Annotated in this window: 26 protein-coding genes and 2 pseudogenes; 14 read left to right on the plus strand and 14 right to left on the minus strand. The window is 62.5% G+C overall.

Translation table 11 applies throughout. From position 1 onward, the window contains the following. The first annotated feature begins 145 nt into the window (after positions 1–145). The 9 genes from mutM (at position 146) to gyrB (ending at position 11,501) form a co-directional block, all read left to right on the plus strand. The gene (mutM, locus tag FS320_RS04070) at positions 146–1,039 is read left to right on the plus strand and encodes a bifunctional DNA-formamidopyrimidine glycosylase/DNA-(apurinic or apyrimidinic site) lyase (protein WP_152709524.1); all 894 of its coding nucleotides are present in this window, start codon (positions 146–148) and stop codon (positions 1,037–1,039) included. Between the two features lie 86 nt (positions 1,040–1,125). Further along, on the plus strand, positions 1,126–1,899 hold the full coding sequence (locus FS320_RS04075) for an enoyl-CoA hydratase (protein ID WP_152709527.1): 774 nt from the start codon (positions 1,126–1,128) through the stop codon (positions 1,897–1,899). 6 nt (positions 1,900–1,905) lie between these two features. Next, positions 1,906–2,694, plus strand: coding sequence for a TSUP family transporter (locus FS320_RS04080; RefSeq protein ID WP_162002797.1), 789 nt, complete (start codon positions 1,906–1,908; stop codon positions 2,692–2,694). A gap of 174 nt (positions 2,695–2,868) precedes the next feature. Further along, positions 2,869–3,135 carry a 30S ribosomal protein S20 gene (rpsT, locus tag FS320_RS04085; protein WP_152709529.1) on the plus strand — a complete coding sequence of 89 codons (267 nt, stop codon included), beginning with the start codon at positions 2,869–2,871 and terminating at the stop codon, positions 3,133–3,135. 831 nt (positions 3,136–3,966) lie between these two features. Next, positions 3,967–5,418 carry a chromosomal replication initiator protein DnaA gene (gene dnaA, locus FS320_RS04090; RefSeq protein ID WP_244626967.1) on the plus strand — a complete coding sequence of 484 codons (1,452 nt, stop codon included), beginning with the start codon at positions 3,967–3,969 and terminating at the stop codon, positions 5,416–5,418. Between the two features lie 160 nt (positions 5,419–5,578). Beyond that, complete coding sequence (gene dnaN / locus FS320_RS04095; protein ID WP_152709533.1) at positions 5,579–6,697, plus strand: DNA polymerase III subunit beta; 1,119 nt, start codon at positions 5,579–5,581, stop codon at positions 6,695–6,697. 282 nt (positions 6,698–6,979) lie between these two features. Then, the gene (gene recF, locus FS320_RS04100; RefSeq protein ID WP_152709535.1) at positions 6,980–8,143 is read left to right on the plus strand and encodes a DNA replication/repair protein RecF; all 1,164 of its coding nucleotides are present in this window, start codon (positions 6,980–6,982) and stop codon (positions 8,141–8,143) included. Between the two features lie 125 nt (positions 8,144–8,268). Beyond that, positions 8,269–8,883, plus strand: coding sequence for a LysE family translocator (locus FS320_RS04105; RefSeq protein ID WP_152709537.1), 615 nt, complete (start codon positions 8,269–8,271; stop codon positions 8,881–8,883). Between the two features lie 191 nt (positions 8,884–9,074). Continuing rightward, a complete protein-coding gene (gene gyrB / locus FS320_RS04110) occupies positions 9,075–11,501 on the plus strand; it encodes a DNA topoisomerase (ATP-hydrolyzing) subunit B (protein WP_152709539.1) in 2,427 nt (808 codons plus the stop codon). A gap of 73 nt (positions 11,502–11,574) precedes the next feature. On the opposite strand, the pseudogene FS320_RS04115 reads toward gyrB, so the two are convergent. The 4 genes and pseudogenes from FS320_RS04115 to FS320_RS04125 all read right to left on the minus strand — a co-directional run bounded on the left by FS320_RS04115 (position 11,575) and on the right by FS320_RS04125 (position 14,483). Next, positions 11,575–12,215 (minus strand): annotated as a pseudogene (locus FS320_RS04115) (O-methyltransferase). Positions 12,216–12,271: 56 nt separating this feature from the next. Next, positions 12,272–12,436, minus strand: a complete 165-nt coding sequence (locus FS320_RS45055) for a hypothetical protein (RefSeq protein WP_153885284.1) — start codon at positions 12,434–12,436, stop codon at positions 12,272–12,274. A gap of 206 nt (positions 12,437–12,642) precedes the next feature. After that, positions 12,643–14,022: an FAD-containing oxidoreductase gene (locus tag FS320_RS04120; protein ID WP_152709541.1), complete on the minus strand. Its 1,380-nt coding sequence runs from the start codon at positions 14,020–14,022 to the stop codon at positions 12,643–12,645. Beyond that, on the minus strand, positions 14,019–14,483 hold the full coding sequence (locus tag FS320_RS04125; protein WP_152709543.1) for a DUF4126 family protein: 465 nt from the start codon (positions 14,481–14,483) through the stop codon (positions 14,019–14,021). Before FS320_RS04125 ends, FS320_RS04120 begins: the two co-directional genes overlap by 4 nt. 224 nt (positions 14,484–14,707) lie before the next feature. On the opposite strand from FS320_RS04125, the gene FS320_RS04130 reads away from it, so the two are divergent. Then, complete coding sequence (locus FS320_RS04130; RefSeq protein WP_162002794.1) at positions 14,708–16,402, plus strand: sensor domain-containing diguanylate cyclase; 1,695 nt, start codon at positions 14,708–14,710, stop codon at positions 16,400–16,402. A gap of 12 nt (positions 16,403–16,414) precedes the next feature. Here FS320_RS04130 and FS320_RS04135 read toward each other — a convergent pair whose 3' ends face one another. From FS320_RS04135 to FS320_RS04150, 4 genes are read right to left on the minus strand one after another with little or no spacing between them, the layout of a single operon-like run. Then, positions 16,415–16,630 carry a VOC family protein gene (locus FS320_RS04135; protein WP_152709548.1) on the minus strand — a complete coding sequence of 72 codons (216 nt, stop codon included), beginning with the start codon at positions 16,628–16,630 and terminating at the stop codon, positions 16,415–16,417. Between the two features lie 13 nt (positions 16,631–16,643). Continuing rightward, entirely contained in the window at positions 16,644–17,063 is a 420-nt protein-coding gene (locus tag FS320_RS04140; RefSeq protein ID WP_152709593.1) for a DoxX family protein, read from the minus strand. A gap of 30 nt (positions 17,064–17,093) precedes the next feature. Continuing rightward, positions 17,094–17,573 carry an SRPBCC family protein gene (locus FS320_RS04145; protein WP_152709550.1) on the minus strand — a complete coding sequence of 160 codons (480 nt, stop codon included), beginning with the start codon at positions 17,571–17,573 and terminating at the stop codon, positions 17,094–17,096. 44 nt (positions 17,574–17,617) lie between these two features. Continuing rightward, positions 17,618–18,049, minus strand: coding sequence for a VOC family protein (locus FS320_RS04150; RefSeq protein WP_152709552.1), 432 nt, complete (start codon positions 18,047–18,049; stop codon positions 17,618–17,620). Between the two features lie 54 nt (positions 18,050–18,103). On the opposite strand from FS320_RS04150, the gene FS320_RS04155 reads away from it, so the two are divergent. Next, the gene (locus FS320_RS04155; RefSeq protein WP_162002798.1) at positions 18,104–18,814 is read left to right on the plus strand and encodes a winged helix-turn-helix transcriptional regulator; all 711 of its coding nucleotides are present in this window, start codon (positions 18,104–18,106) and stop codon (positions 18,812–18,814) included. 26 nt (positions 18,815–18,840) lie between these two features. On the opposite strand, the gene FS320_RS04160 is transcribed toward FS320_RS04155, so the two are convergent. Continuing rightward, positions 18,841–19,572 (minus strand): dienelactone hydrolase family protein, encoded by a 732-nt coding sequence (locus FS320_RS04160; RefSeq protein WP_152709556.1) that lies wholly within the window; start codon positions 19,570–19,572, stop codon positions 18,841–18,843. 134 nt (positions 19,573–19,706) lie between these two features. Here FS320_RS04160 and FS320_RS04165 point away from each other — a divergent pair. After that, positions 19,707–20,753, plus strand: a pseudogene (locus tag FS320_RS04165) (patatin-like phospholipase family protein); the annotation flags it as partial. Positions 20,754–21,080: 327 nt separating this feature from the next. Here FS320_RS04165 and FS320_RS04175 read toward each other — a convergent pair. Next, complete coding sequence (locus tag FS320_RS04175) at positions 21,081–21,353, minus strand: HNH endonuclease (protein WP_152709560.1); 273 nt, start codon at positions 21,351–21,353, stop codon at positions 21,081–21,083. A gap of 92 nt (positions 21,354–21,445) precedes the next feature. On the opposite strand from FS320_RS04175, the gene FS320_RS04180 reads away from it, so the two are divergent. Beyond that, a complete protein-coding gene (locus FS320_RS04180; RefSeq protein WP_152709562.1) occupies positions 21,446–21,994 on the plus strand; it encodes a BON domain-containing protein in 549 nt (182 codons plus the stop codon). A 100-nt stretch (positions 21,995–22,094) separates the two neighbouring features. Here the strand turns inward: FS320_RS04180 and FS320_RS04185 are convergent, their stop codons facing one another. Next, a complete protein-coding gene (locus FS320_RS04185) occupies positions 22,095–22,301 on the minus strand; it encodes a hypothetical protein (protein WP_152709565.1) in 207 nt (68 codons plus the stop codon). A 188-nt stretch (positions 22,302–22,489) separates the two neighbouring features. On the opposite strand from FS320_RS04185, the gene FS320_RS04190 reads away from it, so the two are divergent. After that, positions 22,490–23,308: a MipA/OmpV family protein gene (locus FS320_RS04190; protein ID WP_152709567.1), complete on the plus strand. Its 819-nt coding sequence runs from the start codon at positions 22,490–22,492 to the stop codon at positions 23,306–23,308. A gap of 241 nt (positions 23,309–23,549) precedes the next feature. Here the strand turns inward: FS320_RS04190 and FS320_RS04195 are convergent, their stop codons facing one another. The 3 genes from FS320_RS04195 to FS320_RS04205 form a co-directional block, all read right to left on the minus strand. Further along, on the minus strand, positions 23,550–23,783 hold the full coding sequence (locus FS320_RS04195; protein WP_152709569.1) for a 6-carboxytetrahydropterin synthase: 234 nt from the start codon (positions 23,781–23,783) through the stop codon (positions 23,550–23,552). Between the two features lie 262 nt (positions 23,784–24,045). Then, complete coding sequence (locus FS320_RS04200; RefSeq protein ID WP_152709571.1) at positions 24,046–25,980, minus strand: putative bifunctional diguanylate cyclase/phosphodiesterase; 1,935 nt, start codon at positions 25,978–25,980, stop codon at positions 24,046–24,048. A 32-nt stretch (positions 25,981–26,012) separates the two neighbouring features. Then, complete coding sequence (locus tag FS320_RS04205) at positions 26,013–26,531, minus strand: putative pterin-binding protein (protein ID WP_152709573.1); 519 nt, start codon at positions 26,529–26,531, stop codon at positions 26,013–26,015. Between the last annotated feature and the right edge of the window lie 293 nt (positions 26,532–26,824).

Here is a 26,824-nt window from a genome sequence, read left to right on the forward strand (position 1 = left end):
TCCGATGCTCCACCCTTTGAATTGCGCATCGTTGGGCACGGAAAACCGGATCCACTTTTCCGCACGATGCACTAGTGTCGCGATCCATAGCGGAAGCGGGGCCGGATGGCTATGTAAGAGGTCTCAAGAAGCCGAGAGATGGTTGATGCCCGAACTGCCCGAAGTCGAAACCGTGCGCCGCGGCCTGGAGCCCGCCATGGTCGGCGCCCGCTTCACCAAGGTGACCCAGCGCCGGCCCGATCTGCGTTTTCCCTTTCCCGACCGATTCTCCGGGCGCCTGGAAGGCCAGGAGATCAAGGCTTTGGGCCGAAGAGCCAAGTATCTCCTCGCCGATCTTGCCTCCGGCGAGGTGCTGGTGATGCATCTCGGCATGTCGGGGCGCTTCTTGGTGACCCAAGGCGGTGCCACCCGCATGCCGGGTGAGTTCCACCACGAACATGGCGGCCTGGGCGCTCACGACCACGTGGTCTTCGGGCTCTCCAGCGGGGCAACCGTCACTTATAATGACGCCCGGCGCTTCGGCTTCATGGATCTGGTGCCCCGCTCCGCGATCGAGACCTCGAAGCATTTTGCCGGCATGGGCATCGAGCCCCTCGGCAACGAGCTCTCGGGCGAGACCATCGCCCGGCTGTTCGAGGGCAAGCGCACCCCCCTGAAGGCCGCCCTCCTCGACCAGCGGCTGATCGCAGGCCTCGGCAACATCTATGTCTGTGAGGCCCTGTTCCGCACTGGCCTTCACCCCGAGGCTCCCGCCGGTTCGCTCGTGACGAAGAAGGGACAGCCAACCGACAAGGCACACCTCTTGGCCGACATTATCCGGGACGTGCTCACTGAGGCCGTCGAGGCCGGCGGCTCGACCCTCCGCGACCATGCGCAGGTGGACGGCTCGCTCGGCTATTTCCAGCATTCCTTCCGAGTTTACGACCGCGAGGGAGAGCCCTGCGCAACCCCCACCTGCACAGGCACGGTGGCGCGGCTCGTACAGTCCGGACGCTCCACCTTCTATTGTCCGGAATGCCAGAAGCGCTCCTCGCCTTAAGGCGGACACACCGAATCCGGTTTTTCTCTTGCCCGGCCTTGAAGCCTCGCCTACCGGTGTCTCATCCAGCGATGAGGAGACGCAGCATGGTTTTCGAGACGATTCTCGTTGAGACGCGCGACAAGGTCGGGCTGATTACTCTCAACCGACCCCAGGCCCTGAACGCCCTCAATTCGGCGCTGCTGAACGAGGTGAACCAAGCCCTCGACACCTTCGAGGCGGATCAGAATATCGGCTGCATCGTCATCACCGGCTCGGAAAAGGCTTTCGCCGCGGGCGCGGACATCAAGGAGATGGCCGAGCTCACCTATCCACATAACTACATGGCTGATCTCTTCTCGGGCTGGGAAAAGGTGTCGGGACGGCGCAAGCCGATGATCGCGGCGGTGGCGGGCTTTGCGCTCGGCGGCGGCTGCGAGTTCGCCATGATGTGCGATTTCATCATCGCGGCGGATAACGCCAAGTTCGGCCAACCGGAGATCAAGCTCGGCGTGATGCCGGGCATGGGCGGCACGCAGCGCCTGACCCGGCTCATCGGCAAGGCCAAGGCCATGGAGATGTGCCTGACGGGCCGCATGATGGGCGCCGAGGAGGCCGAGCGCTCCGGCCTTGTCGCCCGCGTGGTTCCGCTGGCCGATCTTATGAGCGAGACCATGAAGACGGCCGCAACCATCGCCTCCATGTCGCTGCCCATCGCCATGATGACGAAAGAAACCATCAACCGCGCCGACGAGGTGTCGCTCGCCGAGGGCATCCGCTTCGAGCGGCGCCTGTTCCATGCCATGTTCGCCACCGCCGATCAGAAGGAAGGCATGGCGGCCTTCGTGGGCAAGCGCGCGGCCGAGTTCAAGAACCAGTAAAACGTGATCGACATCGGCTTCGACATGATCGCGGCGCTCGCGGCGATCTCCTTTCTTGCGGGCTTCGTGGATTCCATCGCTGGAGGCGGCGGGCTTCTGACCGTGCCCGCCCTCCTGCTCGCAGGCCTCGATCCGGCCCAGGCCATTGCGACCAACAAGGTGCAGGGCTCGTTCGCAGCGGCCTCCGCAACCTACAGCTTCGCCCGAAAGGGTCTGATCGAATGGCGCAAGGCCTGGGGCTTCACCCTGGTGGCCTTCCTCAGCAGCATCGCGGGAGCGCTGTGCGTGCAGTTCCTGCCGCGCTCCGTGCTTGAGGTGCTGATCCCGGTACTGCTTATTGCCATAGCCCTCTTCTTCGCCTTCTCACGCAAGATGCAGGACGAGGACGCACAGGCCCGGATGACGGCCCTGGCTTTCGGCCTCACCGCGCCGGTCGCCATCGGCTTTTATGACGGCATCTTCGGGCCGGGGGCAGGCTCCTTCTATATGCTCGCCTTCGTGACGCTCCTCGGCTACGGAGTGGTGAAGGCGACCGCTCATACCAAGCTTGTCAATTTCGCGAGCAATTTCGGCAGCCTCCTTCTTTATTCGGCGACCGGTGCGGTGGTGTGGCCCGTCGGGCTCATCATGGCCGGAGCCTCCTTTCTCGGCGCCCAGATCGGCTCGCAGCTCGCCATGCGGCTGGGCTCCCGGATCATCCGTCCGCTCCTGGTTCTTGTGTCGAGCCTCATGGCGCTCAGGCTTCTTCTCGACCCGGCCAATCCGTGGCGTCAGGCCCTTCGGGCGCTTTTTTGACGCGCAAAGGACCACGGACGTTGACGTTCGCGGCCTTCGCGTCTATAAGCCGCCTCACATGAGCCCGCGCGTCCCGCGGGCTCTTCGGTTTCCATGCAATCAACCGATCGCTGCCGGAGCTCTCGACAAGCTTGAGCTTGGCGCATCGGGATTTTTAAAGAACGAGGATGGGCCATGGCCAACACCGTGTCCGCCAAGAAGATGACCCGCAAGATCGTGAAGCGCACCGCGATCAACAAGTCGCGTCGCAGCCGGATGCGGACCTTCGTCCGCAAGGTCGAAGAGGCGATCGCCGCCGGCAACCAGACCGAGGCCGCAGCCGCCCTGCGCGCCGCCGAGCCGGAGATGATGCGCGCCGCTCAGAAGGGCATCGTGCACAGGAATACCGCATCGCGGAAGGTCTCGCGCCTCGCGAGCCGCATCAAGACGCTGAGCGCTTAACAAGCAGCCTCCATAGCTGTCTTTTCATCGTTGATCAGACCCGGCCTCGCGGCCGGGTTTTTTTCGTATTTGGGCCCAGATTCCGTCTTCAAATTTTATCCACATGGCAGCTTGACTTTATCCCCGGCAGACCGGGTGAAAGCTCCACAGCCCGGATTCAAACCGCACATAAAACATTTAGCTTCTTCAACAGCTTAGCAGGCAAAGCATCGTGAAGCATCAGAATCACCTCCCGAGTCGAGGCGAATCGGTTCTGAATCAAGGTTGCGGAAAGACTCTTTTTTAGACCTGCGGACAGGCTGTGGTGGAACAGTGAATCAGTTGAAGAGTCAGGACTTTAAAGCCCAGATTCAAAACCTGTGGACGAGGCTGTGAACGCAACAAGGGGCTTGCAAGCGCTTGCGACTCGACTCGGCCGTATTGCACGCCGTCCCGCACCCTGTGTAAGGTCAATCTGCTTCAACGGCTCGCCGTGAAGTCATTCACTCAAAGCTAGAACTAAAGACACCATGTGCGGGGATAAGTCGTCGTTTCATTCTCTCAAGAAGCAAGCGAAGGCTCATCCTTTACCGATAGGTAAACTTAATAAACCTTGAGTGAAGACAAAGGAGACGACAGTCAGCGATCGCCTCCACTTAAAAGTGTTCAGATAATCTTTAGTACAATTGGGGGCGCCACGTTTTGGATAACCTGTGAGGCCATTGTGCCTTGGTGTTCAAAACGGGTCATGCGTGGGGGTTTCCGACCTTAAAGGAGGCGGAACCTCGTGGAGGAACATTGATGTATCGCAGCGAAGATCACCGCACCTTTGCCGCTCCCAGCGAGAACGGCATGGAGGCTCCGGGCGAACAAACGGCATCGGATGTGTGGGCGCGGGTCAAGCGCCGTCTCCGGGCCGAGCTGGGGGAGGATATCTTTGCGAGCTGGTTCGGACGCCTGGAACTGGATTCGGTGATCGAGGGCTGCGCCTATCTCACCGTTCCCACCCGCTTCCTGAAGAGTTGGATCGAATCCCATTATGCCGACCGAGTGCTGACGGTTTATCGCTCCGAGGCTGGCGACATCGAGCGCGTCTCCATCGGCGTGCGCAGCACTCTTGGACGCGATCCCGCGGCCCAGCGCCGGGCGAGCGAAGCGCCCCGTCCGGCTCCGACCGCATCGATGGCAATGCCGAGCATGGCCGGTGAGATCAAAGCTCCCTCGGTGACCGCTTCCCAGGAGGAGCGCGGCGAGAATGGCGATCTCGGGGGTGCGCCACTCGATTCCCGCCTCACTTTCGAGAGCTTCATCGTCGGTCGTTCCAACGCCCTCGCCCATGCGGCGGCAGACCGGGTCGCCCATGCCCAGAACGGCCAGGCGATCTACAATCCGCTTTATCTCCATGCGGGCGTCGGCCTCGGCAAGACACATCTTCTCCATGGCATCGGCCATGAAGTGCGCTCTCAAGGCCGTCGCGTCATCTATCTTACGGCCGACCGCTTCATGTATGGCTTCGTCGCCTCTCTGAAGGCGCAGACGTCGCTGGCCTTCAAGGAGCGTCTTCGCGGGATCGACCTGCTCATCATCGACGACGTGCAGTTCATTCAGGGCAAGCAGATCCAGCAGGAATTCGGCCACACGCTGAATGCCCTCATCGATGCGGGCCGCCAGATCGTGATCGCCGCCGACCGTCCGCCGGCGGATCTGGAAAATCTCGACGAGCGCGTACGCTCGCGTCTCGCCGGCGGCCTCGTGGTCGAGGTCAGCGCTCTCGACGAGGCGCTGCGGACCTCGATCCTCACAACGCGCATCGAGGCGCTGAAGGCGATCCATCCCACCTTCGAGGTGAGCCCGAACGTGATCGCCTATGTGGCCCGCGCCATCACCGCCAACGGACGCGACCTCGAAGGTGCCGTGAACCGCCTGCTCGCCCATGCGACGCTCACCAGTTCTGCCATCACGTTGGAAACCGCCGAGACCGCGATCCGCGATCTGGTGCGCAACCGCGAGCCGAAGCGGGTCAAGATCGAGGATATCCAGAAGCTGGTGGCCTCCCGCTACAACGTCTCCCGCTCCGACATCCTCTCGGAGCGCCGCACCGCCGCCGTGGTGCGCCCACGCCAGATCGCCATGTATCTGTCCAAGGTGCTGACCCTGCGCTCCCTGCCTGAGATCGGCCGCCGCTTCGGTGGGCGCGATCACACCACTGTGCTTCATGCGGTGCGCAAGATCGAAAAGGCCTTGGGCGAAGACCACGCCCTCTCCGACGAGGTCGAACTCCTCAAGCGGATGCTGCAGGAGTAAGTCTCGGATCCGGGCCGTCCAAGGCGGATATTGGCCGGGCAAAGCCCCGGCCTTGCTTTCTCGGGCGACAAAAGCCAATCTTGCTGCCCTGCTTATCCCGCTCGAGGCTGGTCCTTCGCGGGGGTGAGCCAAGAATTTCACCGAAACTAGGTGCTAGGTTATGAGAGTTACCGTTGAGCGCGCCGCTCTGCTGAAGGCGCTGGGGCATGTGCACCGCGTCGTCGAGCGCCGCAACACCATTCCGATCCTGTCGAATGTCCTGCTGCGCGCGGACGAAGGATCGCTTCGCCTCAAGGCCACCGACCTTGATATCGAGGTGACGGAGACCATCCCTGCCGAGATCACGGAAGCCGGCTCGACCACCGTTCCGGCCTACATGATCTACGACATCGTGCGCAAACTCTCGGACGGCGCCCAGGTCTCCCTCGAGATGACCGCCGATACGGGCCAGATGCAGATCCGCTCCGGGCGTTCGCGCTTCATGCTGCAGGCCCTGCCGGAAAGCGACTTCCCGGATCTCGCCGCCGGCGACCTGCCGCACCGCTTTACGCTGGCTGCGGCCGATCTCAAGCGCCTGATCGAGAAGACGCAGTTCGCGATCTCGACAGAAGAGACGCGCTACTACCTCAACGGCATCTATCTCCACACGATCGATGCGGGCGGCTCCGTCGTCATGCGGGCGGTCGCCACGGACGGCCACCGCCTCGCCCGGGTCGAAATCCCGGCTCCCACAGGTTCGGAAGGCATGCCCGGCGTGATCGTTCCGCGCAAGGCGGTGGCCGAGATCGTCAAGCTCGTCGAGGACGGCTCTGAAAACATCACCGTCGAATTGTCCTCCGCCAAGGTGCGGCTGACCTTCGACGGCGTGGTGCTGACCTCCAAGCTCATCGACGGTACCTTCCCCGATTACCAACGCGTCATTCCCGCCGGGAACGACAAGGTTCTCGTGGTCGAGCGCGCCGATTTTTCCAAAGCCGTGGACCGCGTCTCCACCATCTCGTCCGAGCGCGGACGCGCGGTGAAGCTCGCGCTCAATGACGGCCGCCTGACGCTCACCGTCAACAACCCGGATTCGGGCAGCGCGACAGAGGAGATCGAAGTCGATTACGATGCGACGCCGATCGATATCGGCTTCAACGCCCGCTATCTCCTCGACATCACGGCCCAGCTCGATGGCGACACTGCCCTGTTCAAGCTCGCCGATCCCGGCTCCCCCACCATCGTCCAGGACCGCGAAGGCGCCTCCGCGCTCTACGTCCTGATGCCGATGCGGGTGTAAACCGCTTCAGCGTTGGTCATCCCGGACGGAGCGCAGCGACGATCCGGGATCGTCTTCAGAATCAACCTCTACGTCATCACCGGCCTAGTGCCGGTGATCTCGCTTTGGTCTGGCGCGACACTCTTCCTGATCCGGATGGCCGGCACTGATCCCCGGATCGAGCCCGGGGGCGGCCATGCCAGAGAAGGGGTTGAATGCAAAGGGCGCATCATACCGGTCCAAAACCGGTTTGGCCGGGCCAACGCTTGATCTTTCGCGCCCGCTCCTGAATGAAGGGGGTGCATGTCCTCCTCCCCTGTTGCCGCTTCTCGAATCGCCCGTCTGATCCTCCAGGATTTCCGCACCTATGCGAGCCTGGATCTCACCGTCTCGCGCCCGCTCGTGGCGCTCGTGGGCGAGAACGGGGCCGGCAAGACCAATGTGCTGGAGGCGATCTCTCTCTTCATGCCCGGACGGGGCTTGAGACGGGCGGAACTTAGCGAGATGGCGCGCAATGAGGGACCGGGCTCCTTCGCCGTTTCCGTGACCCTCGATGCCCCTTACGGCGAGCACCGTCTCGGGACCGGACTGGAACCGCAGGGTGAGAATGCGCGCGCCTCGCGCATCTGCCGCATCGACGGCATGCCCGCCTCTTCGCCGACGGCCTTTGCCGAGTATCTGCGCATCGTCTGGCTCACCCCGGATCTCGATGCGCTGTTTCGTGGCGCCGCCGGCGACCGGCGGCGCTTCCTCGACCGTCTCGTGCTCGCGGTCGATGCGGAACACGGCACGCGGGTGAATGCGCTGGAGCGGGCGTTGCGCTCGCGCAACCGCGTGCTCGAGGAAAACCCGGACGACCGCCTGTGGCTCGATGCTCTCGAGCGCGAGGTGGCGGAGCTCGCCATTGCGGTCGCCGCCGCTCGCCGCGAAACCGTGGAGCGGCTCGCCTCCCTCATTCTCGAAACCCGTGAGCAAGAATCGCCGTTCCCCTTCGCCATGATGGGTCTTGAGGGCGAAATCGATGCGCTCGTCGCAACTCTGCCTGCCGTCGATGCCGAGGACCGCTACCGCGCCATTTTGCGCGACTACCGCTCCCGCGACCGGGCAGCCGGACGCACCCTTGTCGGCCCGCAGGCGTCGGATCTTCTCGTGCGTCATGGACCCAAGGACATTCCCGCCAACACGGCCTCCACCGGCGAGCAGAAGGCGCTGCTGATCGGCCTCGTGCTCGCCCATGCCCGGCTCGTTGCCAGCATGAGCGGCATCGCCCCCTTCGTGCTCCTCGATGAGGTCGCCGCTCACCTCGATCCCCGTCGCCGGGCCGGGCTCTACGACGCGCTGGAAACGTTAGGGGGGCAGGTCTGGATGACGGGAGCGGATCCGGGCCTATTCCAGGAGCTGGACGGGAGAGCCGATCTCTTGCATGTTGCTCCTGGTCACATTGTTGCTTCTCAGGATCATCCGTGAAGATGTCAGACATCCGCTTCGGCACGACGGATTGGTCCTCCGTCGAGTCGATTCGCTATCCTGGCGAGACGGGCGGCACAAAACTTTTTATTGTCGATTGAGCCGATCCGGAAAGGGCAGCGCGCATGGAACTCGCAGGGCTCATCCTGTTCTCCTCTGCCCTCTTCGTCGCTGCCGCCTCACCGGGGCCGGGGATTGCCGCCATCGTGGCGCGAGTGCTCGGACGAGGGTCGAAAGAGGCCATCCCCTTCAGTATCGGTATTGCCCTGGGCGATGTGGTGTGGCTCACCTTCGCGGACCTGGGATTGGCCACCCTGGCACAGGCTTTCCACGAGATTTTCCTGGTCGTGAAATATGCTGGCGCAGCCTATCTGCTTTACCTCGCCTACAAGATCTGGACGGCGCCCGTCGTGGCCAGGGACGTGGAGGCGCAAGCCGGGACCGAGCATCCAGCCAAGCTTCTGCTCGGCGGGCTTGCCCTGACCTTGGGCAATCCGAAAACCATCGTCTTCTACTTGGCCCTCCTGCCGACCATCCTCGATCTCACCCGAATCACAGTGCTGGGCTATGCGGAACTGGTGGGGGCGACCTTGAGCGTGGTGGGCGTGGTCTTTGCCGGCTATATCGTGCTCGACGCTCGCGCCCGGCAGCTCTTCGCGACACCGATGGCGATCCGGATCCTCAACCGCACCACGGGCGCCCTGCTGGCCGGCGCGGCAGCGGCCGTTGCGTCACGTTGAACCTTGCGTCCTGAGGCAAAGAACCGCCCCTCCGTCAGCCCGATTCAGCGGTTTCTGGTGGATTTTCCGCCCCTTTTCACGCGCGCGTATGCGTGTGGGGGTGAAATTTCAACCAATCGTCACTAAATATCTGATATGACGAATCAAAACCTGGCGCGCCTGTCCTTTCTGCGCGTCTTGAAGGATCCCAAATGGCCGAACCTGCTATCAACGTAAGTGCCGACGCCTATGGCGCGGAATCGATCAAGGTGCTCAAGGGCCTTGATGCGGTGCGCAAGCGGCCGGGCATGTATATCGGCGATACCGATGACGGCTCGGGCCTCCACCACATGGTCTACGAGGTGGTGGACAACGCCATCGACGAGGCTCTCGCCGGTCACGCGACGGAAGTCACGGTCACGCTCAATGCGGACGGCTCCGTGACGGTCACCGATAACGGCCGCGGCATTCCCACCGACATCCACCAGGGCGAAGGCATTTCGGCGGCCGAGGTCATCATGACCCAGCTGCATGCGGGCGGTAAGTTCGACCAGAACTCCTACAAGGTTTCCGGCGGCCTGCACGGCGTGGGCGTGTCCGTGGTGAACGCGCTCTCCAGCTGGCTCAAGCTGCGCATCTACCGCAACGGCAAGGCTCACGAGATCGAGTTCCGTCATGGCAATGCGGTTGCGCCTCTAGCCGTCGTCGGCGACGCCGAAGGCAAGCGCGGCACGGAAGTGACCTTCCTGGCCTCCACGGAAACCTTCACCATGGTGGAGTACGATTACGCCACCCTGGAGCACCGCCTGCGCGAGCTCGCCTTTTTGAACTCGGGCGTGCGCATCATCATCACCGACAAGCGCCATGCGGAGCACAAGCGCGAGGAGTTGATGTACGAGGGCGGCGTCGAAGCCTTCGTGCGCTATTTGGATCGCGCCAAGACCCCTCTGATCCAGCAGCCGGTCCTGATCCGCTCCGAGAAGGACGGCATCGGCGTCGAAGTGGCCTTGTGGTGGAACGACTCCTACCACGAGAACGTGCTCTGCTTCACCAACAACATCCCGCAGCGGGATGGCGGCACGCACCTCGCAGGCTTTCGCGCAGCCCTGACCCGTCAGGTCAACGGCTATGCGGAATCCTCCGGCCTGACTAAGAAGGAAAAGGTTTCGCTCACCGGCGACGATTGCCGCGAGGGCCTGACCGCCGTCGTGTCGGTGAAAGTGCCCGATCCAAAGTTCTCGTCGCAGACGAAGGACAAGCTCGTCTCGTCCGAGGTGCGTCCCGCCGTCGAGAACGTCATGAACGAGGCTCTCAACAACTGGCTCGAGGAGCATCCGCAGGAAGCCCGCACTCTCGTCGGCAAGGTGGTGGAAGCCGCTGCCGCCCGCGAGGCTGCGCGCAAGGCGCGCGAACTGACCCGCCGCAAGGGAGCGCTCGACATCGCGTCTCTTCCCGGCAAGCTCGCCGATTGCCAGGAGCGCGATCCGTCGAAGTGCGAATTGCTGCTCGTCGAGGGCGACTCGGCCGGCGGCTCCGCCAAGCAGGGCCGCAACCGGGCCTTCCAGGCGGTGCTCCCCTTGCGCGGAAAAATCCTCAACGTCGAGCGCGCGCGCTTCGACAAGATGCTGTCGAGCCAGGAGATCGGCACGCTGATCACCGCGCTCGGCACCGGCATCGGCCGCGAGGAGTTCAACCTCGACAAGCTGCGTTACCACCGCATCATCATCATGACCGACGCGGACGTGGACGGCTCGCACATCCGCACGCTGCTGCTCACGTTCTTCTTCCGGCAAATGCCGGAGCTGATCGACCGCGGATATCTCTATATCGCGCAACCGCCGCTCTATAAGGCGACCCGCGGCAAGCAGGCGATCTACCTCAAGGACGAACGCGCGCTGGAGGACTTCCTTATCGATGCCGGTATCGACTCGGCTGCGCTTCGCCTCGAAACCGGCGTGGAGTTCCAAGGCGACCAGCTCAAGGGGCTCATTGACGAGGCCCGCCTCGTGCGGCAGGTGCTGAACAGCCTGCATACACGCTATAACCGCAAGGCGGTGGAGCAGGCGGCAATTGCCGGCGCGCTGCGTCCTGATGTGGTCGATGATCCCGACCGCGGCCCCGCAGCAGCAGTCTATATCGCCCAGCGCCTCGATGCGATCTCGGAGGAGCTCGAGCGCGGCTGGACCGGCGAGGTCCATGATGGCGGCTATGTCTTCTCGCGCACCGTGCGCGGCGTGACGCAGACAGCAACGCTCGATCAGGCGCTGATCGCCAGCCAGGAAGCCAAGAAGCTCGACGAGCGCGCCACATCCCTGCAGGACGTCTATGCGAAGCCGGCGAAGCTCGTGCGCAAGAATGACGAGATGCAGATCGACGGCCCGCTCTCGCTCTTCAACGCGGTGCTTGCCGCCGGCCGCAAGGGCCTGCAGCTCCAGCGCTACAAAGGCCTCGGCGAGATGACAGCGCAGCAGCTCTGGGAGACGACTCTCGATGCCGACGTGCGCTCGCTGCTGCAGGTGAGGGTGAAGGACACCACCGATGCCGACGATCTCTTCGTCAAGCTCATGGGCGACGTGGTGGAGCCCCGTCGCGAGTTCATCCAGGAAAATGCGCTCTCAGTGGCGAATCTGGACGTCTGATCACGAGTGTCGCTGACCCGTACAGCGCCACCGAAACATCAAAAGGCGAAGCAGTTCATCAACTGCTTCGCCTTTACTTCTTGAAGTGACCGCTCGCCTCAATTGGCTCAAAGCGGCTGATCTCGATCCCTGTCCCGACGGGTAACAGCACGCTCGTGATTCCGGGCATGGCGCGGATGGCTTTGCCGTAGCGTTTCACATCTTCGCCTCCAGGACGCAGCATGTTGTCGGCCACGATGATCGCGCCGGGATTGAGCTTGGGATAGAACGCCTCCAGGCAGGGCACGTAGAGATCCTTCCACAGATCAACGAGCACGAAATCGAGTCCAAACGGCAGTTCATCGATCATCTGGACCGCATCGCCGACCTTGAAGTCGATGGACTCGGCAAGGCCTGCCTTGATGGCCATCTCCTGGGCATAGGCCGACTTGTAGTCGTGCAACTCCATCGTCGTCAGCCTGCCGCCGCTTGCCCGTGCAGCTTCCGCCAGCCAGATGCCGGAATAGCCGAAGGACGTGCCGAGTTCGAGAATGTTCGGCGCCTGCAAGCCCCTCGCAATGATGTTGATCAGCTGGCCAGTTTCCGGCCGACCGCACGCATGCGACGATCCTGCCCGCCGTCGCGTCCGCCCGGAGGCGTTTCACGGGCCCCGCTCCGCTCCTCGCGGATCAGTTCGTGATAGGCATCGAGCACGGCCGTGATTTTGTCGTCCATTCGGTGTTTCCTGAGATCGATTGAAGCCCGGATGTGGGACTGGTTCAGGCTTCTTCTTAACTGAAGATCCGCCGTCCCTGCGAGGGTGCATAGTCAAGCAGCAGACCTGGATCATCGTCCTCAAGCGCCCGGATCTTTTCCTCGACGAGGTCCGCCAAGACGCTCTTCGGGCTCGTGGCGCGCAGTTCGCTGACGGCTTCCCTGATCTGTTTCAAATCCAAGGGGGATAGCGTCGCACTTCGTTGCCCTTTGAGCTCCTGATTCGAAGTCACTGATGATCCTCCGTATGAGCCGACACAGCAATGAATGGGTTCGCGCTGGAACGAGGATCAAGGTAGGCGTGGCCGTTTGCCCGCTGCATTGCGGAAGAATTACAATTCTGTAATGCACCTGGTTCGATAGGGAGAGGACGGAACCTACATTTGCCTCAACCGGGGGGCTTCAGGTCGCCGAGAACCGTCGGAATCAGCTCCGAAACCGTCGGGTGGATCGGCACGGCCCATTGCAAGGTCGGGTAATTCGCGCCGGCATTCATCATGTTGAGGATGCCATGAATCGCCTCGTCGCCGCCTGTTCCGAGAATCGCGGCACCGAGGATTTGCTTCGTGTCGGCATCGGCGACGATCTTCATGAAGCCCTTGGTTTCGTCCTTCTCGATCGCGCGTCCGACCCGTGTCATCGGCCGCTTGGAGACGAGAAGCTCGCGGTCCGTCTTGCGCGCCTCCGTCTCCGTCATGCCGACACGGCCGAGCGGCGGATCGATATACAGCGCATAGCCCAACAGCCGATCGCTGACCCGCCGGGATGCGCCGTCGAGCAGATTGGCGGTCACGATCTCGTAATCGTTGTAGGCCGTGTGCGTGAAGGCACCCCGACCGTTGCAGTCGCCCAGGGCCCAGATGCCCGGCACGCTGGTTGCAAGCATGTCATCAACGACGATGGTGCCTCTCGCGTCGAACTGAACACCAGCCTTGTCGAGGCCGAGATCGTCCGTGTTGGGGCGACGCCCGACGGCGAGCAGCACATGCGAGCCGACCACGACCGGCTCGCCGGAGGTGCAATCGACGTCGACCGCCACGCCGTCAGCGTGCGGCTTGAAGCCGATGCAGGTGGCGTTGGTGCGGACGGTGATCCCTTCTGCCGTCAGGATGTCGCGAATGGCCTCCGAGACATCCTCGTCCTCGCGGGCGATCAGGCGCGGTCCCTTTTCGACGACGGTCACCTGCGCGCCGAAGCGGCGGTACATCTGCGCGAATTCGAGGCCGATATAGCTGCCGCCGACTACGACGAGATGCCGTGGGAGCGTCTCGAGCTGAAGGATCGACCTGTTGGTAAGATAGGAAACCGTATCGACGCCCGGCATGTCGGGAATGCTCGCGCGGCCACCCACATTGAGGAAGATACGCGATGCCTTCAGCAGCTCGTTTCCTACACGGATCGTGTCCGGTCCCTCGAAACGGGCATGACCTTCGATGACGGTCAGGCCATCCATGCCGCGCAGCCAGGTCTCGAGATTCGTGCGCGCATTGGTCGAGACCGTGTCGGCGCGCGCCTTGACCCGCTTCATGTCGATGGCGATGGGGCTCGCAATGGAAACGCCGTAATCCGCCCCCCTACGGGCGAGATGCGCTGCATAGGCGCTCGCCACGAGCGTCTTCGTCGGCATGCAGCCGGTATTGACGCAGGTCCCGCCAAAAAGCTTGCGTTCGATGATGGCGACCTTCATGCCCGCCGCCGCCAACCGTCCGGCCAGCGAAGGCCCTGCCTGTCCGGCCCCGACGACGATGGCATCGAAAGATTGGGTCATGATACCACTCCCACGATCAATGCCGCTCCGAGGATCGCGATAGCATCCTCGATCAAAGCGGCGGGACGATCCTTGCCAAAGGCGGCTGCCAGGCGTGCCCGGCCTTCTGCCCCTCCGAGCGTGCCGATGATCCCGCCCACGGCTCCGGCAACAAGCCCGCCGAGGAAGGAACCGCTCTGCGCGGCAATCGCACCGCCGCACAAGCCGCCGACTATAATCCGGGTCGCGAAGGAAAGCAGCGTTTTGCGGCTGGGCGTGGTGGGAAGCTGATCGCCGATCAGTTCGCCGATGGCGAGAACCGTCATGATCCAGGGCGTGAAGCGATAGCCCAGGAAGGCGAGCCAGGTTCCGTCGAGATTGATGAGACCGAAAGAGGCCGCCCAGCTGACGGCTGCGGGAGCCGTCATCGCACGCAACCCGGCGATCACTCCGATCAGGAGCGCCAACATATAAACGGCCATCGCTCATCCCTGCTGTCTGCTCAAGCTTGCACGGCGGGGACGCGTTTTTCAATCCTATGCGGAATAGCATTGAGCGTCACACCGGGCGGCTGGACGAACTCGGCAGCGAGACCAGGCCCGGCAAAACAACCGTAACCATCCGGCGGGCGGGAAAGGTGACACGAAGATACATCGCCAGTATAAAGCTCGGCCTTCGAACCCTTTTTGTTCAGCGGACAGCACTCATGATAGCAATGCGGCATTGGTCGCTTCGGCAGCAGGTGACCCTGCTGGTGGGTGTGCTGTGCCTCGCCCTTGTGTGCGCTCTTGCCGCGGGAGCGGCCTATATTGCCCAGAGCCGGGTCAGACAGATCGTCATGAGCGACGAGGCCCACGATGCGGCCCTCACGACGAGCATCCTGGATCGCGGCATGTTCGAGCGCTACCGGGAGGTCCGCAATCTGGCCGCCATGCCGCCTCTGAAGGCTATCTGGGCAGGCGATCCGGCCATGATCCGCCAGGTGCTCGAGCAGTTGCGGACGTCCTATCCGGATTATGCCTGGATCGGATATGCCACGCCCGACGGAACAGTTCAGGCCGCGACGCAAGGCATGCTGGAGGGCCAATCCGTCCAGGCGCGCCCGTGGTTCCAGGATGGTCTCAAGGGACCGGCCGTCGGCGACGTGCACGAAGCCAAGCTCCTCGCCACTCTTCTGGGTCCGGCACCGAACAACGAGCCGTTCCGCTTCGTCGACGTGGCGGCGCCCGTTCGTGACGAGAGCGGCCGCGTGATCGGCGTGGTCGGAGCGCATCTGAGTTGGACCTGGGCGGAGGAGCGGCGGCAGGCCATTCTCCGCAGCCAAGCCCGCCCTGACGGCAAGTCGATCTGGATTCTCTCCGGTGATGGGACAATGCTCCTCGGGCCGAATATCGGCAGCAAGCCTTTCTCGGACGAGCAGATCCGCGCGATGCGTCAGGCCAAGACGGGCGCCTTCGAAGATGCCTCGGGGCCCGAGGCGATGCTGACCGGCTATGCCGTTGCAGGCGGCTACAAGGATTACCCGGGCCTTGGCTGGATCGTGATCTCCCGTCAGCCCGACAGCATCGCCTTCGCGGCCACCAAGGGCATCGTCTGGACGATCATCGGCCTGGGATGCGCAATCGCTTTTGCTGGACTGATCTGCGCCCACTTCATTGCGAAAGGCGTCGCCCGTCCGTTGCAGGAGATCATCCAGGCGGCCGACAAGATCGGCCGCGATCCGACGATTTCCCAGGTTCCCCGGGTGGTGGGATCCTCGGAGATCGTCAGGCTTTCGGCGGCGCTCCGCTCCCTTCTCCGGCGAGCCGGTGCGGCGGAGCAGCAGGTGATCGAGGTTGCCTCGCAGCATGAAAAGGACGTGACGGCTCTTCGTCAGCTGGCCGAGACGGATGCCTTATCAGGCCTCCTCAACCGCCGTGGCTTCAGCCTCCTGGCCAGCGATGCTTTCAATCTCTACCGACGCTCCGAGCGCTCGCTGGCCGTTCTGCTCCTCGACATCGATCTCTTCAAGAAGGTGAACGACACCTACGGACATGCCGCTGGCGATGCCGTGATCCAGACCGTCGGAACCGCATTGACGAAGGCCCTCCGATCCTCCGACATCATCGCGCGTTTCGGCGGCGAGGAGTTCATCGTCCTCGTGCATGGAGCGGATGCGAACGGGATCATTACCATCGCCCAGAATCTGCGCCGTGCGATCGAGGCCCTTCCGATCGAGCACCAGGAGCAGAGACTGTCCATTACCATCAGCATCGGCGGTGCCATGGCGCATGCTGCTGACCGGGACATTCAGGATGTCATCGAGCGGGCGGACGGCGCTCTCTACAAGGCCAAGGCGGCCGGACGAAACCGCGTCGTCATCGACGGGCTGCAGATTCAGCTCGCCGCGGCTGTTGCCTGAACAATCAATTCGTCACGCCGCTGAGGAGCCGCGATAGGCGCTCTCGTGTGCGTTCGCATCGAGCTTGACAATCGCGAGCAGCGCTTCCGTGACCCGGCGGTTCTTTGCGGGATTCCTGTCCATCATCATGATGCCGAGTGCGGCGGGCATGATCTGCCAGGAGACGCCATAGCGGTCCGTGATCCAGCCGCATCGCTGAGACGAACCACCGCCGTTCATCAAGGACATGTTAGGCGAGATGTCAGCGGGCAAGTGGGAAAAGCGCCCGCACACGCGGATCGCGCAGCCAGAGTCCAGCCCAGAGAACGATCCCGAGGTAAACACCGAACAGCGTGTGACTGAACAGCGGACTGCCGATGCGCACATGGGTGGCGATCGCGCCGCCGAGATAGGCGGTGATCAGGATCGCGCCCAGGATCGACGTGCGCGGAGTAGCGTAGAGAAGAGCGGACGCGATGAGCACGATTCCCAGGGTGCGCCACAGGGCGGAATCGGTCGGCCAGCCGAGCGGGATCACAGTGTCGATCACCACCTGAAGCGGCACCAGCTTGATTGCCCCGTCGAAGAGGAGGAAGAGGACGACGAGGCCGCTCAGGGCCCGTCCTGTCCAGACACCTGCGCTGCTGCTGGTGTCTGCTTGTGCCGTCGTTGCGTAAGACATCGTATTCATTCGTTCCCTCACTTCGATGAATCAAGCCGCGGAGGATACCAGTCGGCCTTCGGCGAGCTCGGCCAATTGGCCCGCCACGATGCCCCAGCCCTCGTGGAAGCCCATCTGTTCGTGTTGCTTCATGGCCTCCTCGCTCCAGTGCTGCACCCGGGCGGTGTAGCGGGTGCCGGAGCCTTCCGGGTCGAACGTGACGATCGCGAGCATGAACGCATCCTGCGTGATCCAGCCCGGTTTGAAGGCATCTGTCACGACGATCTTGCGATTGGGCACGACCTCCAGGAACACACCGTCATGGGGCATATCGGCGCCATCGGGCGAGCGCATCATCGTGTAGGCACGTCCACCGGGCCGAAGCTCGAAATCGACCACGGGCGTGGTGTAGGGGCGCGGCGCCCACCATTCGCCGGTGCGTTCGGTCCAGACCTTGTAGACGGTCTCGGGCGAGGCATGGATCAGTCGCGTGATCGAGAGCTCATGCTTAGCAGCATTCTGGTCGATCATTGTCTTCACTCCCCGTGAACTTTACTCCCCATGAACTTTCGCGCTCACGCTGCGGTCGTCTCGCTCATGGCTTCTTTGGCCGCCGCGACATCCATCCACATCACTTCCCAAATGTGACCGTCGAGATCCTCGAAGCTGCGGCCATACATGAAGCCGTAGTCCTGCTTCGGGCCGGGATCGATCGTGCCACCGGCAGAAGCAGCCCTGGCAAGTGTCGCATCGACGTCATCGCGGCTTTCGGCGGAGATGCAGATCAGGACCTCGGTCGTTTCCTTGGCATTGGCGATCTTTTTCGGAGTGAACTGACGGAACTTGTCGTGGGTCAGGAGCATCGCATGAATGGTCTCGGAGAAGACCATGCAAGCGGCGGTATGGTCGGTGAATTGCTCGTTCTTCACCGCCCCCAGGGCCTCATAGAAGGCGATGGACCGGGGCAAATCGGCGACGGGCAGGTTCACGAAGATCAGCTTGGACATTGAGTCTCTCCCTCTCGGCTTGTGATTTGACATTGATTCCATGAAAAGTTATTAATAGCAACTACGAAGTTAGAAAAAATAACTGATAGGCCGGAACCTCGCGCCAGGCGCCATTATGAGGACGCCTGTGCGACCGCTCATGCCCTCGACCTCGTCGGCGAACGCTGGGCACTCCTGGTGATGCGCGAACTCATGCTGGGCCCCAAGCGCTTCAGCGACCTGCGCGAGAGCCTGCCCGGCATCAGTGCGAATGTCCTTACCCAACGCCTCGAGGGGCTGGAATCGGCCGGCATTCTCGTGCGGCGCAAGCTGCCTCCGCCTGCGGCGGTGCAGGTCTATGAACTGACGGAATGGGGATATGAGAGCGAGCCGATCTTTCAGGCGCTCGGCCGCTGGGCGGCGCGCTCGCCCGCGCACGACCCGGCCCTGCCGTTCAGCACGGCGTCCTTGGTGCTGTCCTTGAGGACGATGTTCAATCCAGAGCGGGCAAAGGGCATGGATGCGAGGATTGGTTTTCGCATAGGGGAGGAAACCTTCCTCGCCCATCTGTCCGACGGACGGATCGAGATCGGGCGCGCCGCACTCGACGAGGCCGAGGTGATCCTGACAGGGCTGCCGCCGGTGCTCGCCGGCGCAATCTATGGCGGCCAACCGCTGGAGGCGCTGGAACGAACCGGCGCGTTGAGGGTCGAGGGCGACCGTGACCTGACCCGCCGTTTCGTGAGCCTGTTCCCGCTGCCGAAGAAGGCTTCAAAGCCCGCCTGAGGAACGTCAGGCAGGCCGGGGCGACCTTATCGCAGCGACTCTTCGAAGAAGGTGAGCAGCCGCTTCCAGTGCCGCTCGGCACCGCGTTCATCATAAACGTTGTGGTCGGAAACGGCCCAGCCATGCGCCATGCCGACATAGTTTTCGATGATGTGATCGATCTCGGCCCGTCGCAGCGCTTCCGCCAGCAGGGCCGATTGCTCGGGCGGAAAACTGCCGTCCACGCCCGCGCTTCCCACATAGACGCGTCCCTTGATCGTTGACACATGACGATGCGGACTGTCGGGCGCATCGCTCGCGAGGCGTCCACCATGGAAACTCGCCGCCGCGGCAATGCGGTCGGGATAGGCCGCAGCGGCATGGATGGCGCGACCTCCTCCCATGCAATAGCCGACCGTGCCGATCCGGCCCGAGATCCCGGCCTGGGTCAGGGCGTCGAGGAACGCGGCCGAATCGCGCCGGGTCATGTCCTGGCTCGTGCCGTCGATCATGCTCCGCAACGCACTGCGGGAGGGCTCCTCCGAAAAGGCCGTCCTGGCATCCAAAGGGCCATAATCACCGAAGCGATAGAAGAGATCGGGAACGAGAACCACATAGCCCTCACCCGCGAGGCGCTCGGCCATCGTATCGAGCGCGGGCCGCGGACCGAAGGCATCCATGTAGAGGATGATGCCCACCGCAGCTTGATGGCTCGGGCGGAACAACCCTGCCTTGGCGGTTCCGTCTTCCGTGCGAATCGAAATGTCCTGCTTTGCCAAGATCCTCTCCTCGTGCTTGCGCTGCCCGCCCTCGGAACCCTCGCTGAATGCGAGCGTTTCCTGCCCTCTCCTATGACCCTATAGGAGCGCTATTTCAAACCCGGCACGCCTGCTGACCCGCCGAGGCATTCACGATAGCCCCTTCGTCAGAGTCCGGTCGAGAGAAATTGGCCAAGGAGCAGCCGCTCGTCCTGGTGCTCGGCGGCGGCAATGCGCTCGGCTCCTATCTGGCCGGCGCATGCGAGCATCTGCTGCAGCAGGGCATCGAGCCGCAATGGACCGTCGGCGGCTCCATCGGTGCCGTCATGGGCGCGATCATCGCCGGGAATGCTCCCGAGGATCGCCTGCCCCGGCTCAAGGCGTTCTGGGACGAGGCGATGATCCGCTCGCCGGGCCTGCTGGGACGCGGCACGAAGACCCGGCACACCTATAACGAGCTTCACACGATCACGACACTTCTGTTCGGACGGCCGGGGCTGTTCGGCCATCGCTTTCCCGGAGCGCTGTCCATGTTGCCCTGGATGCCGGACGACATTGCGCTCTACGACCACACACCTCTGCGCCAGACGCTGGAACGGCTCGTCGATTTCGACAGGCTGAACCGGAGTGACATCAGGCTCACCGTCGGCTGCGTCGACCTGGAATCCGGTAACGAGGTTCTGTTCGATACGACCCGCGACAGGCTCACGCCCGAGCACTTTCTGGCCAGCACCGCGATCACGCCGATCTTCCCGCCTGTCGAGATCGGCGGTCGATTGTTGTGCGATCCGGGCTACACCAACAATCTGCCTCTCGACGTGCCGTTCGCCGAACCGATGAATCAGGACTTCACCTGCATCGCGGTCGAACTATTCAGCCTGCATGCGTCGCGTCTGGTCTCGCTCGATTCGACGGCGGAGCGGGCGAACGATCTCATCTTCGCCAGCCCCACGCGGCGGACCCTGAAGGCTCTCGAGCGGGAATATGCCCTGCGCGACCAATGGGAGCCGGATGGCCCCACGGCCACGCTGCTGCACTTGGCCTATTATGCGGGAAGCGACGAGCGCGCCGGCAAGACCTTTGACTACTCGCCCTCTTCGATCCGTGATCGCTGGGGTGCCGGAAAGCGCGATATGGAAAAGAGTCTGGCGCTGCTGGACGATGCGCCGGGAACCCGGCACCGCTTTCGCTACCTGGCCCTGGATCCTCGGCAGGAAGCCGTATCGGCCGAACTTTGGAGCTTCGGCGGCTCGTGCCTGACGGATCAGGGGCCTCCGGCCAACGATCCGACCACCGCCATGGTCAGCTCGTCGAGATTGACGCGTCCTTCGATGGTGATCATCTCGGCTTCGCCAGGCTTGACGCGAAGGCCCTGCTGGCCGGCCTCCGATTGCCGCTGCAGCTCGGCGATGATGGCTTCGCGCACTTGATCCTCGATGTTCATCGCTATCGTCCTTTCACCGTGGCGTTTCTTGCTGTCGAACGTCGGGACGGACGACCCTGTTCCACGCCTGCACAGCTTCCAGGGCTCAAAGCTCTGTTCGAACGGCCTTCAAGGCTCGGAACGCCTGTGCATCCATGGTGCCACGCTCGTTGTTGCAGGCCGAGCAGGCCAGCACGATGTTGTCGCGGTTAAGCGGGCCGCCGAAGGACTTGGGCACCACGTGATCGAGGGTCGCGAGATCGGGCGCACATTTCACGCCACGTCCCGGTCGCCGTGCGGGAATGCCGCAATAAACGCAACGTCCCTCGTCGCGGGCGAAGACATCGTTGAAAAGCCTGATGCGCTGAACTGCTTTCATGGCAATAAAATCTGCCCTCCTTTCAGGGGGCTCTTCGTGTGGAACCGGAGGGGAAGCGGGGTGGTTGCTCCTGCATTCAGAGGAGCAGACCCATGGTAGACACCCGCCGCAGGAACCGGAACCCCTTCAATGACGATAACGGCTACGGGGATGTGCCTCCGCGTAGCGCCGTCGGCTTTCGCGGCGAAGGCCGGGAATATCCGGGCGGCTACGGCAGCGATGCCAATGAGTTTGCAGGCGGGGTGATCGACGATGGACGGGGCGGCCCTCCGGACGACGAAGGATTCGACCCCGGCTACAGCCACGACCGTTCCGGCCTGGGCGCCTTCGGCTCACGCGATCCGAACGATGCGGATGTTCGCTCCGGCCGAGAGGACGGGCGCTCCTCCGGCGGCCATCGCGGCCGCGGGCCCAAGGGCTACAAGCGATCCGACGAGCGAATTCATGAGGATGTGTGCGAGCGCCTGACAGAGGACCCGTTCATCGATGCCTCCAACATCGAGGTGGAGGTGAAGGACGGCGAGGTCACGCTCAACGGCACCGTTTCGAGCCGAGGTCTCAAGCGCCGCGCCGAGGATCTGGCGGAACTGGCCTCAAGCGTAGCTCACGTGCAGAACAATCTTCGCGTCGAAGGAGCCTGAGACGCGTGGAGGCTCCCACGGGAGGTGGGAGCTTTCTCTCCTTGCTGGACGGTATCTCGCCGTTCTTCGCGCTTGGTTCGCGCAACTCTCTTGGCGCCTCTCACGGCACCTCGGGCGGCAGCATCGGATGAATGATGGGCTTTTCAGATTCCGGGGGCTGCTCGGGCAGGGATGACGGAGCACTCGGGGGAGTAGACGGCAGAGGAGTCTCGGGAGGGATCGGCATGGTCGGCACCGGCTCGGTCGGTGGCGGCTTGGGATAAAACTCATCCGGCTGCGGCCGGCCGCTGGTACTGGGTACGGACAAGAAGCTCTCCCCTGCAACATTCTGTCTCGTGATCAACCGCCCAGTTGCGCGAAAGTTCTCTCGCGGCTGAAACCCTCCGGTCGATTTCGGTGTCGTCACCAAAACGAAACCATAGTCGAAATCCGAGGCTTGACCTTAGGTCAGTTTGCGGCCACGACGGCAAGGTGGAATTTTGAATCGGAAGAGCCATGCGCGCAGCCTCATCCCTCGCCGTTTTGACTGCCCTACTGGCGGGTTCGACCGTGGCTCAGGCGGCAGATCCGCTCTTCGCGCCCGAACCCATTCAAGACTCCTCGGGCTGGATCGTCACCGTGAAGGGCAATCTGCGGGTGGGGCCGTCCTATCCGGGTTCGGACGAGTTCAGCTTCATCGGCTACCCCTCGCTGAGCTTTCGCCGCGCCGGCACGGTCGAGCGTTTCAGCGCTCCCGATGACGGCCTGAGCTTCTCGTTCCTGGAGGATTCCGCTGTCCGCTTCGGTGTCGTGGGCCGCTTCGTGGGCGGGCGCTATCTGCAGGACAATCGGGAGCTCTTCGGCCTGGAGAAGATCGACTGGGCGGTGGAGCCCGGCGTCTTCGTGGAATACTGGCCGCTTGAGTTCCTGCGGGCCCGCGCCGAGATCCGGCGCGGCTTCAACGGGCATGAGGGCTTCGTGGCCGATTTCGGCCTCGATGCGGTCCAGAGATTCGGCGCGTTCACCGTCTCGATCGGTCCGCGCCTTGCTCTCGGCGACAACGAATTCACCCGCACCTATTTCGGCGTGACGCCCGCCGAGGCGGCACTGAACGGCCAAGTCACGCCCTACCGGCCGTCAGGCGGCATCACCTCGGTGGGGGCGACCGGGGCGATCAGCTACGACTGGTCGCAGCAATGGTCGACCACCGCCTTCGTCACCTACAAGCATCTGGTCGGCGATGCCGCTGACAGCCCGATTGTCGAGCGCTTCGGCTCGGAGCACCAAGTCGGCGTCGGGCTGACGGTGTCCTATTCCTTCGGCTACACGCCCTGACGATTTAAGGCTGCATCCTCAATGAAAGAGCCGCCCTTGCAGGCGGCTCTTTCATTTTGAGAATATCGAACGTTCTCAGGCCGCGAGGCTGCTGCTGATGGCAGCTTCACCGCGATAGATGCAGCCTTCCGATGAACCGGACATGCCGCGCTTGAGCTCGACCTCTTCGAGGTTGGGGAAGCGGGCCTTCACGAGCCTCCAGATATACGTGGTGACGTTCTCCAGCGAGGCGATGCCAATCTCAGGGTTGAGGTCCAGGTTGCCATGGTCCAGGCCCGATCCGTGCTCGCCTTTGATCTCCTTCTTTGATCTCCTTGATGTAGTTCTCGACGTCATAGAGATTGACCGGCCAGCCATAGACCTCATCGACGGTCCCGCCGAAGGTGAGCTTGACGATGAAGGTGTGCCCGTGCAGCCCGGAATAGGGAGCCACCGAGTGCGCGGCCTCGAACGTAAACTCGCAATATGTCTTCATTCACCTTGCTCCCGTCGCCGGTTCTCTGCTTGTTGCCGAACGCATCGTTGAGTGCGAACCGAAGGTTTGCGTCAGGGAAAACCGAGTCCGCCTGTCCGCACGCTGCGCTGGAGGCGCAGCCTGCTGAACATTCGATCGGGTTCGCATTCCTGCGTTCAGGCCATGGAAAATGTGCCTAGCATATTTCGCTTCATCAACAAAATCCCGCGAAGGCACCGCAACGTGGTTCTCGATGCTTTGTAGAGCATGGATCCATTGCTTCTTACGCGACTCTGACCTTGTGCTTGAGAGCGGCCAGCGTATGGACCAGTTCCCGTGCCGGCTTCGGCCGCCCGAAATAATAGCCCTGCGCATCGGTGCACCCGGCCGCCTGGATCTGCCGCAGCTGATCCTCCGTCTCGATGCCCTCGGCTACGGTCGGCATGCCTAAGCTGGCGCCCAGGTTGGCGATGGACTGCACGATTGCGAGGCAATCCGCCCGCTGGGACATTTCACGCACGAAGGACTGGTCGATCTTGATCTTGTCGAACGGGAAGCTGCGCAAATAGCTCAGGGATGAGTAGCCGGTTCCGAAATCATCCATCGCAACCCGTACGCCGAGTCGGCGCAGCTGATGAAGCGTGGAGACGGTCATCTCATTGTCCTGGAGCAGCACCGACTCGGTGATCTCCAGTTCCAGCCGGTTCGGAGCGAGTCCCGACGCCGCCAAAGCGCGGCTGACGCTCTGCACGAGGCCCCGGTTCCGGAACTGAATCGGCGAGAGATTCACAGCCACGTGAACGTCCCTCGGCCAAGTGGCCGCTTCCTTGCAGGCCTGCTCGATGATCCAATCGCCCAAAGGCGAGATGAGACCGGTATCCTCGATTACCGGAATGAACTCCGCCGGCGGGACGAGACCGCGCTCGGGGTGGTGCCAGCGCAGGAGAGCCTCGAAGCCGCCGATCTCATTCTTCTCGATATTGATCTGAGGCTGATAGAACAGCTCGAACTCGCCGTTGGTCATCGCCTTGCGCAGATCGACTTCCAGAACACGACGAGCCTGAAGCTGCTCATCCATATCCGACTCGAAGAATCGGAACGTGCCCCGCCCATCGGCTTTGGCGTGATAGAGGGCCATGTCCGCATGCTTCAGGATCTGGCTCGGGGTCATATTCCTCTGCGCCAAAGCGATGCCGATGCTCGTGCCGATGAAGAGTTCCTGCCCGTTCACGCTGAAGGGCGCGCGGAGGGACTCGACGATGCGCGATGCGAGGGCGGCGCTTTCCTGGGGCCGACGAATCCCTGTCTGAAGGATGGCAAATTCGTCGCCGCCGAACCGGGAGATCAGGTTCCTTACTTGGCCTTCGCTTGCGGGAATGCAGGCGCGCAGGCGGTCGGCTACAGCCTTGAGCAGTTCGTCGCCCGTTTCGTGGCCGAAGGAATCGTTGACATCCTTGAAGTGATCCAGATCCAGATAGGAAACGGACACCGTGCGTCCGTTCGGCTTCAAGCGTGTGAGTGCGTGTTCCAATTCGTTGCGCAGCACCACGCGATTGGGCAGGCCCGTAAGCGCATCCTGATGCGCCAGAACATGAAGCTCCTCGTGGGCTCGCCCCAGCAGCCGGTTGTGCTTGTCGAGCAGGAAGATCAGGACAACTCCGACAAGGATCAGGCTTGCCGCGATGCCGGAGAAGGCCCAGTGCAGCCGGATCAACTCCTGCTGATCCTTCTGAACGAGCGCGGCCCCGTGATTGTGCGCCACGGATGCGAGCTGTGCGAGTCTGCCCTCCAAGGGACGCAGAAGTTCAAGCGCCTTTCTGGCCGCCTCCGGATTCCGGTCGATTTCCGCGATCAAGGGCTGGGCCGCCGCGAGCGTCTCCTGGAACTCGCGGAGAGTGGCGTGATGTTCCGGATTGCGCTGGAGAAGGTCCTGGAAGCTTCCCTCGTTCAGCATCCGGGCTCTGCCGAGCAGGATATCGAAGCGCAGTTCGACCTCGTCCTTATCGATATGACTTCCCGGCATCCCGAATTCGGCCAGGCGATGTTCGAGGCGGATAAACTCGGAAGCGGCTTGTCCCGCCTCCCAGGCTGGATTGTAGACGGAGATCTGCTGCAACGCACCTTGGCGTTGAACGACCAGCACCGAAATGTAGATGCCGGCGATCAGAAAACCGCCAATGAGGTTCGCAATAACCGTTTTGAAGGTGCGCAGGGACAAATGCTGAGGCCTCCGAGACCTGCCGACTGCTGCTACTTCACTTCAATCCTGGCAACCTGCCAAGCCGAGCGGGCATAGTAGGTCTGGCTCTTGAGCTCGGGATTGCTGTCATACAGATAGACGATGAACAGTGGACCTTTGTCCCGCACGGGCATGTACTCGCCATTGCGCTTGAGCGCGAGAATCACGTTGTACTTCCCGAAATCCTCCATCGGAATCTCGGTGGCATAATCGTTGAGCGCGATGACCGAAACGCGCTGCCCGTTTGCTCCGACCTGCTTCATCAGCTTGTCGAGGGAAATGCCTTCGAACTTGACCTTGCCTTCGTACCAGGGCGTCGTCGTCTCGATTGTGATGAGACCGAGGGATTCCAGCATCGCGCGATCGAACTGGGCGGTGCTGTCCTTGTTGGTCACGCCGATCTTGCCCGAGATCGTGAGGATCGGCCGCTCCTTCGGGGCTGGCAGTGACGCGGCATAGGCCACGCCAATGATCCCTAGGAACGCGACAAACGTTCCTAGCAGGCCCGTTCTCGTCTTGGCGCCAAGCATGCAGATCCCCTACGGAAATTAATGTAAGCGATAAAAACACATAAATTTGATCAAAGTGTTATACAACTCTGCTTCAGAAGTAAAAGCGGCGAAACTGCCATTGTTATTTTGTAATGGTTATCTAAACGTAACGGCATCCACTCCTAGAGCGCGTTGACATTCAGGCTTTCGACGGACTCGCAAATCTGATTCAAGCTCCTTTTGGGCGCGGAGGCTTGGGTGAGCGGAGTTCGTCTGATGTTGAAAGATCACCAGTGGGATCGGATGGAGCCGCATTTGCCGGGCAAACGCAT

The organism is Microvirga tunisiensis (assembly GCF_009296175.1).
GTDB classification, from domain to species: domain Bacteria; phylum Pseudomonadota; class Alphaproteobacteria; order Rhizobiales; family Beijerinckiaceae; genus Microvirga; species Microvirga tunisiensis.

Coding starts and splice junctions, on each gene's coding strand:
- FS320_RS04190 (WP_152709567.1), top strand. CDS start 22,490: ATGCGCGCAGCCTCATCCCTCGCCGTTTTGACTGCCCTACTGGCGGGT.
- gyrB (WP_152709539.1), top strand. CDS start 9,075: ATGGCCGAACCTGCTATCAACGTAAGTGCCGACGCCTATGGCGCGGAA.
- FS320_RS04130 (WP_162002794.1), top strand. CDS start 14,708: ATGATAGCAATGCGGCATTGGTCGCTTCGGCAGCAGGTGACCCTGCTG.
- dnaN (WP_152709533.1), top strand. CDS start 5,579: ATGAGAGTTACCGTTGAGCGCGCCGCTCTGCTGAAGGCGCTGGGGCAT.
- FS320_RS04105 (WP_152709537.1), top strand. CDS start 8,269: ATGGAACTCGCAGGGCTCATCCTGTTCTCCTCTGCCCTCTTCGTCGCT.
- FS320_RS04205 (WP_152709573.1), bottom strand. CDS start 26,531: ATGCTTGGCGCCAAGACGAGAACGGGCCTGCTAGGAACGTTTGTCGCG.
- FS320_RS04075 (WP_152709527.1), top strand. CDS start 1,126: ATGGTTTTCGAGACGATTCTCGTTGAGACGCGCGACAAGGTCGGGCTG.
- recF (WP_152709535.1), top strand. CDS start 6,980: ATGTCCTCCTCCCCTGTTGCCGCTTCTCGAATCGCCCGTCTGATCCTC.
- rpsT (WP_152709529.1), top strand. CDS start 2,869: ATGGCCAACACCGTGTCCGCCAAGAAGATGACCCGCAAGATCGTGAAG.
- FS320_RS04180 (WP_152709562.1), top strand. CDS start 21,446: ATGGTAGACACCCGCCGCAGGAACCGGAACCCCTTCAATGACGATAAC.
- FS320_RS04140 (WP_152709593.1), bottom strand. CDS start 17,063: ATGTCTTACGCAACGACGGCACAAGCAGACACCAGCAGCAGCGCAGGT.
- FS320_RS04175 (WP_152709560.1), bottom strand. CDS start 21,353: ATGAAAGCAGTTCAGCGCATCAGGCTTTTCAACGATGTCTTCGCCCGC.
- FS320_RS04145 (WP_152709550.1), bottom strand. CDS start 17,573: ATGATCGACCAGAATGCTGCTAAGCATGAGCTCTCGATCACGCGACTG.
- FS320_RS04150 (WP_152709552.1), bottom strand. CDS start 18,049: ATGTCCAAGCTGATCTTCGTGAACCTGCCCGTCGCCGATTTGCCCCGG.
- dnaA (WP_244626967.1), top strand. CDS start 3,967: ATGGAGGCTCCGGGCGAACAAACGGCATCGGATGTGTGGGCGCGGGTC.
- FS320_RS04125 (WP_152709543.1), bottom strand. CDS start 14,483: ATGGCCGTTTATATGTTGGCGCTCCTGATCGGAGTGATCGCCGGGTTG.
- mutM (WP_152709524.1), top strand. CDS start 146: ATGCCCGAACTGCCCGAAGTCGAAACCGTGCGCCGCGGCCTGGAGCCC.
- FS320_RS04135 (WP_152709548.1), bottom strand. CDS start 16,630: ATGTCCTTGATGAACGGCGGTGGTTCGTCTCAGCGATGCGGCTGGATC.
- FS320_RS04120 (WP_152709541.1), bottom strand. CDS start 14,022: ATGACCCAATCTTTCGATGCCATCGTCGTCGGGGCCGGACAGGCAGGG.
- FS320_RS04195 (WP_152709569.1), bottom strand. CDS start 23,783: ATGAAGACATATTGCGAGTTTACGTTCGAGGCCGCGCACTCGGTGGCT.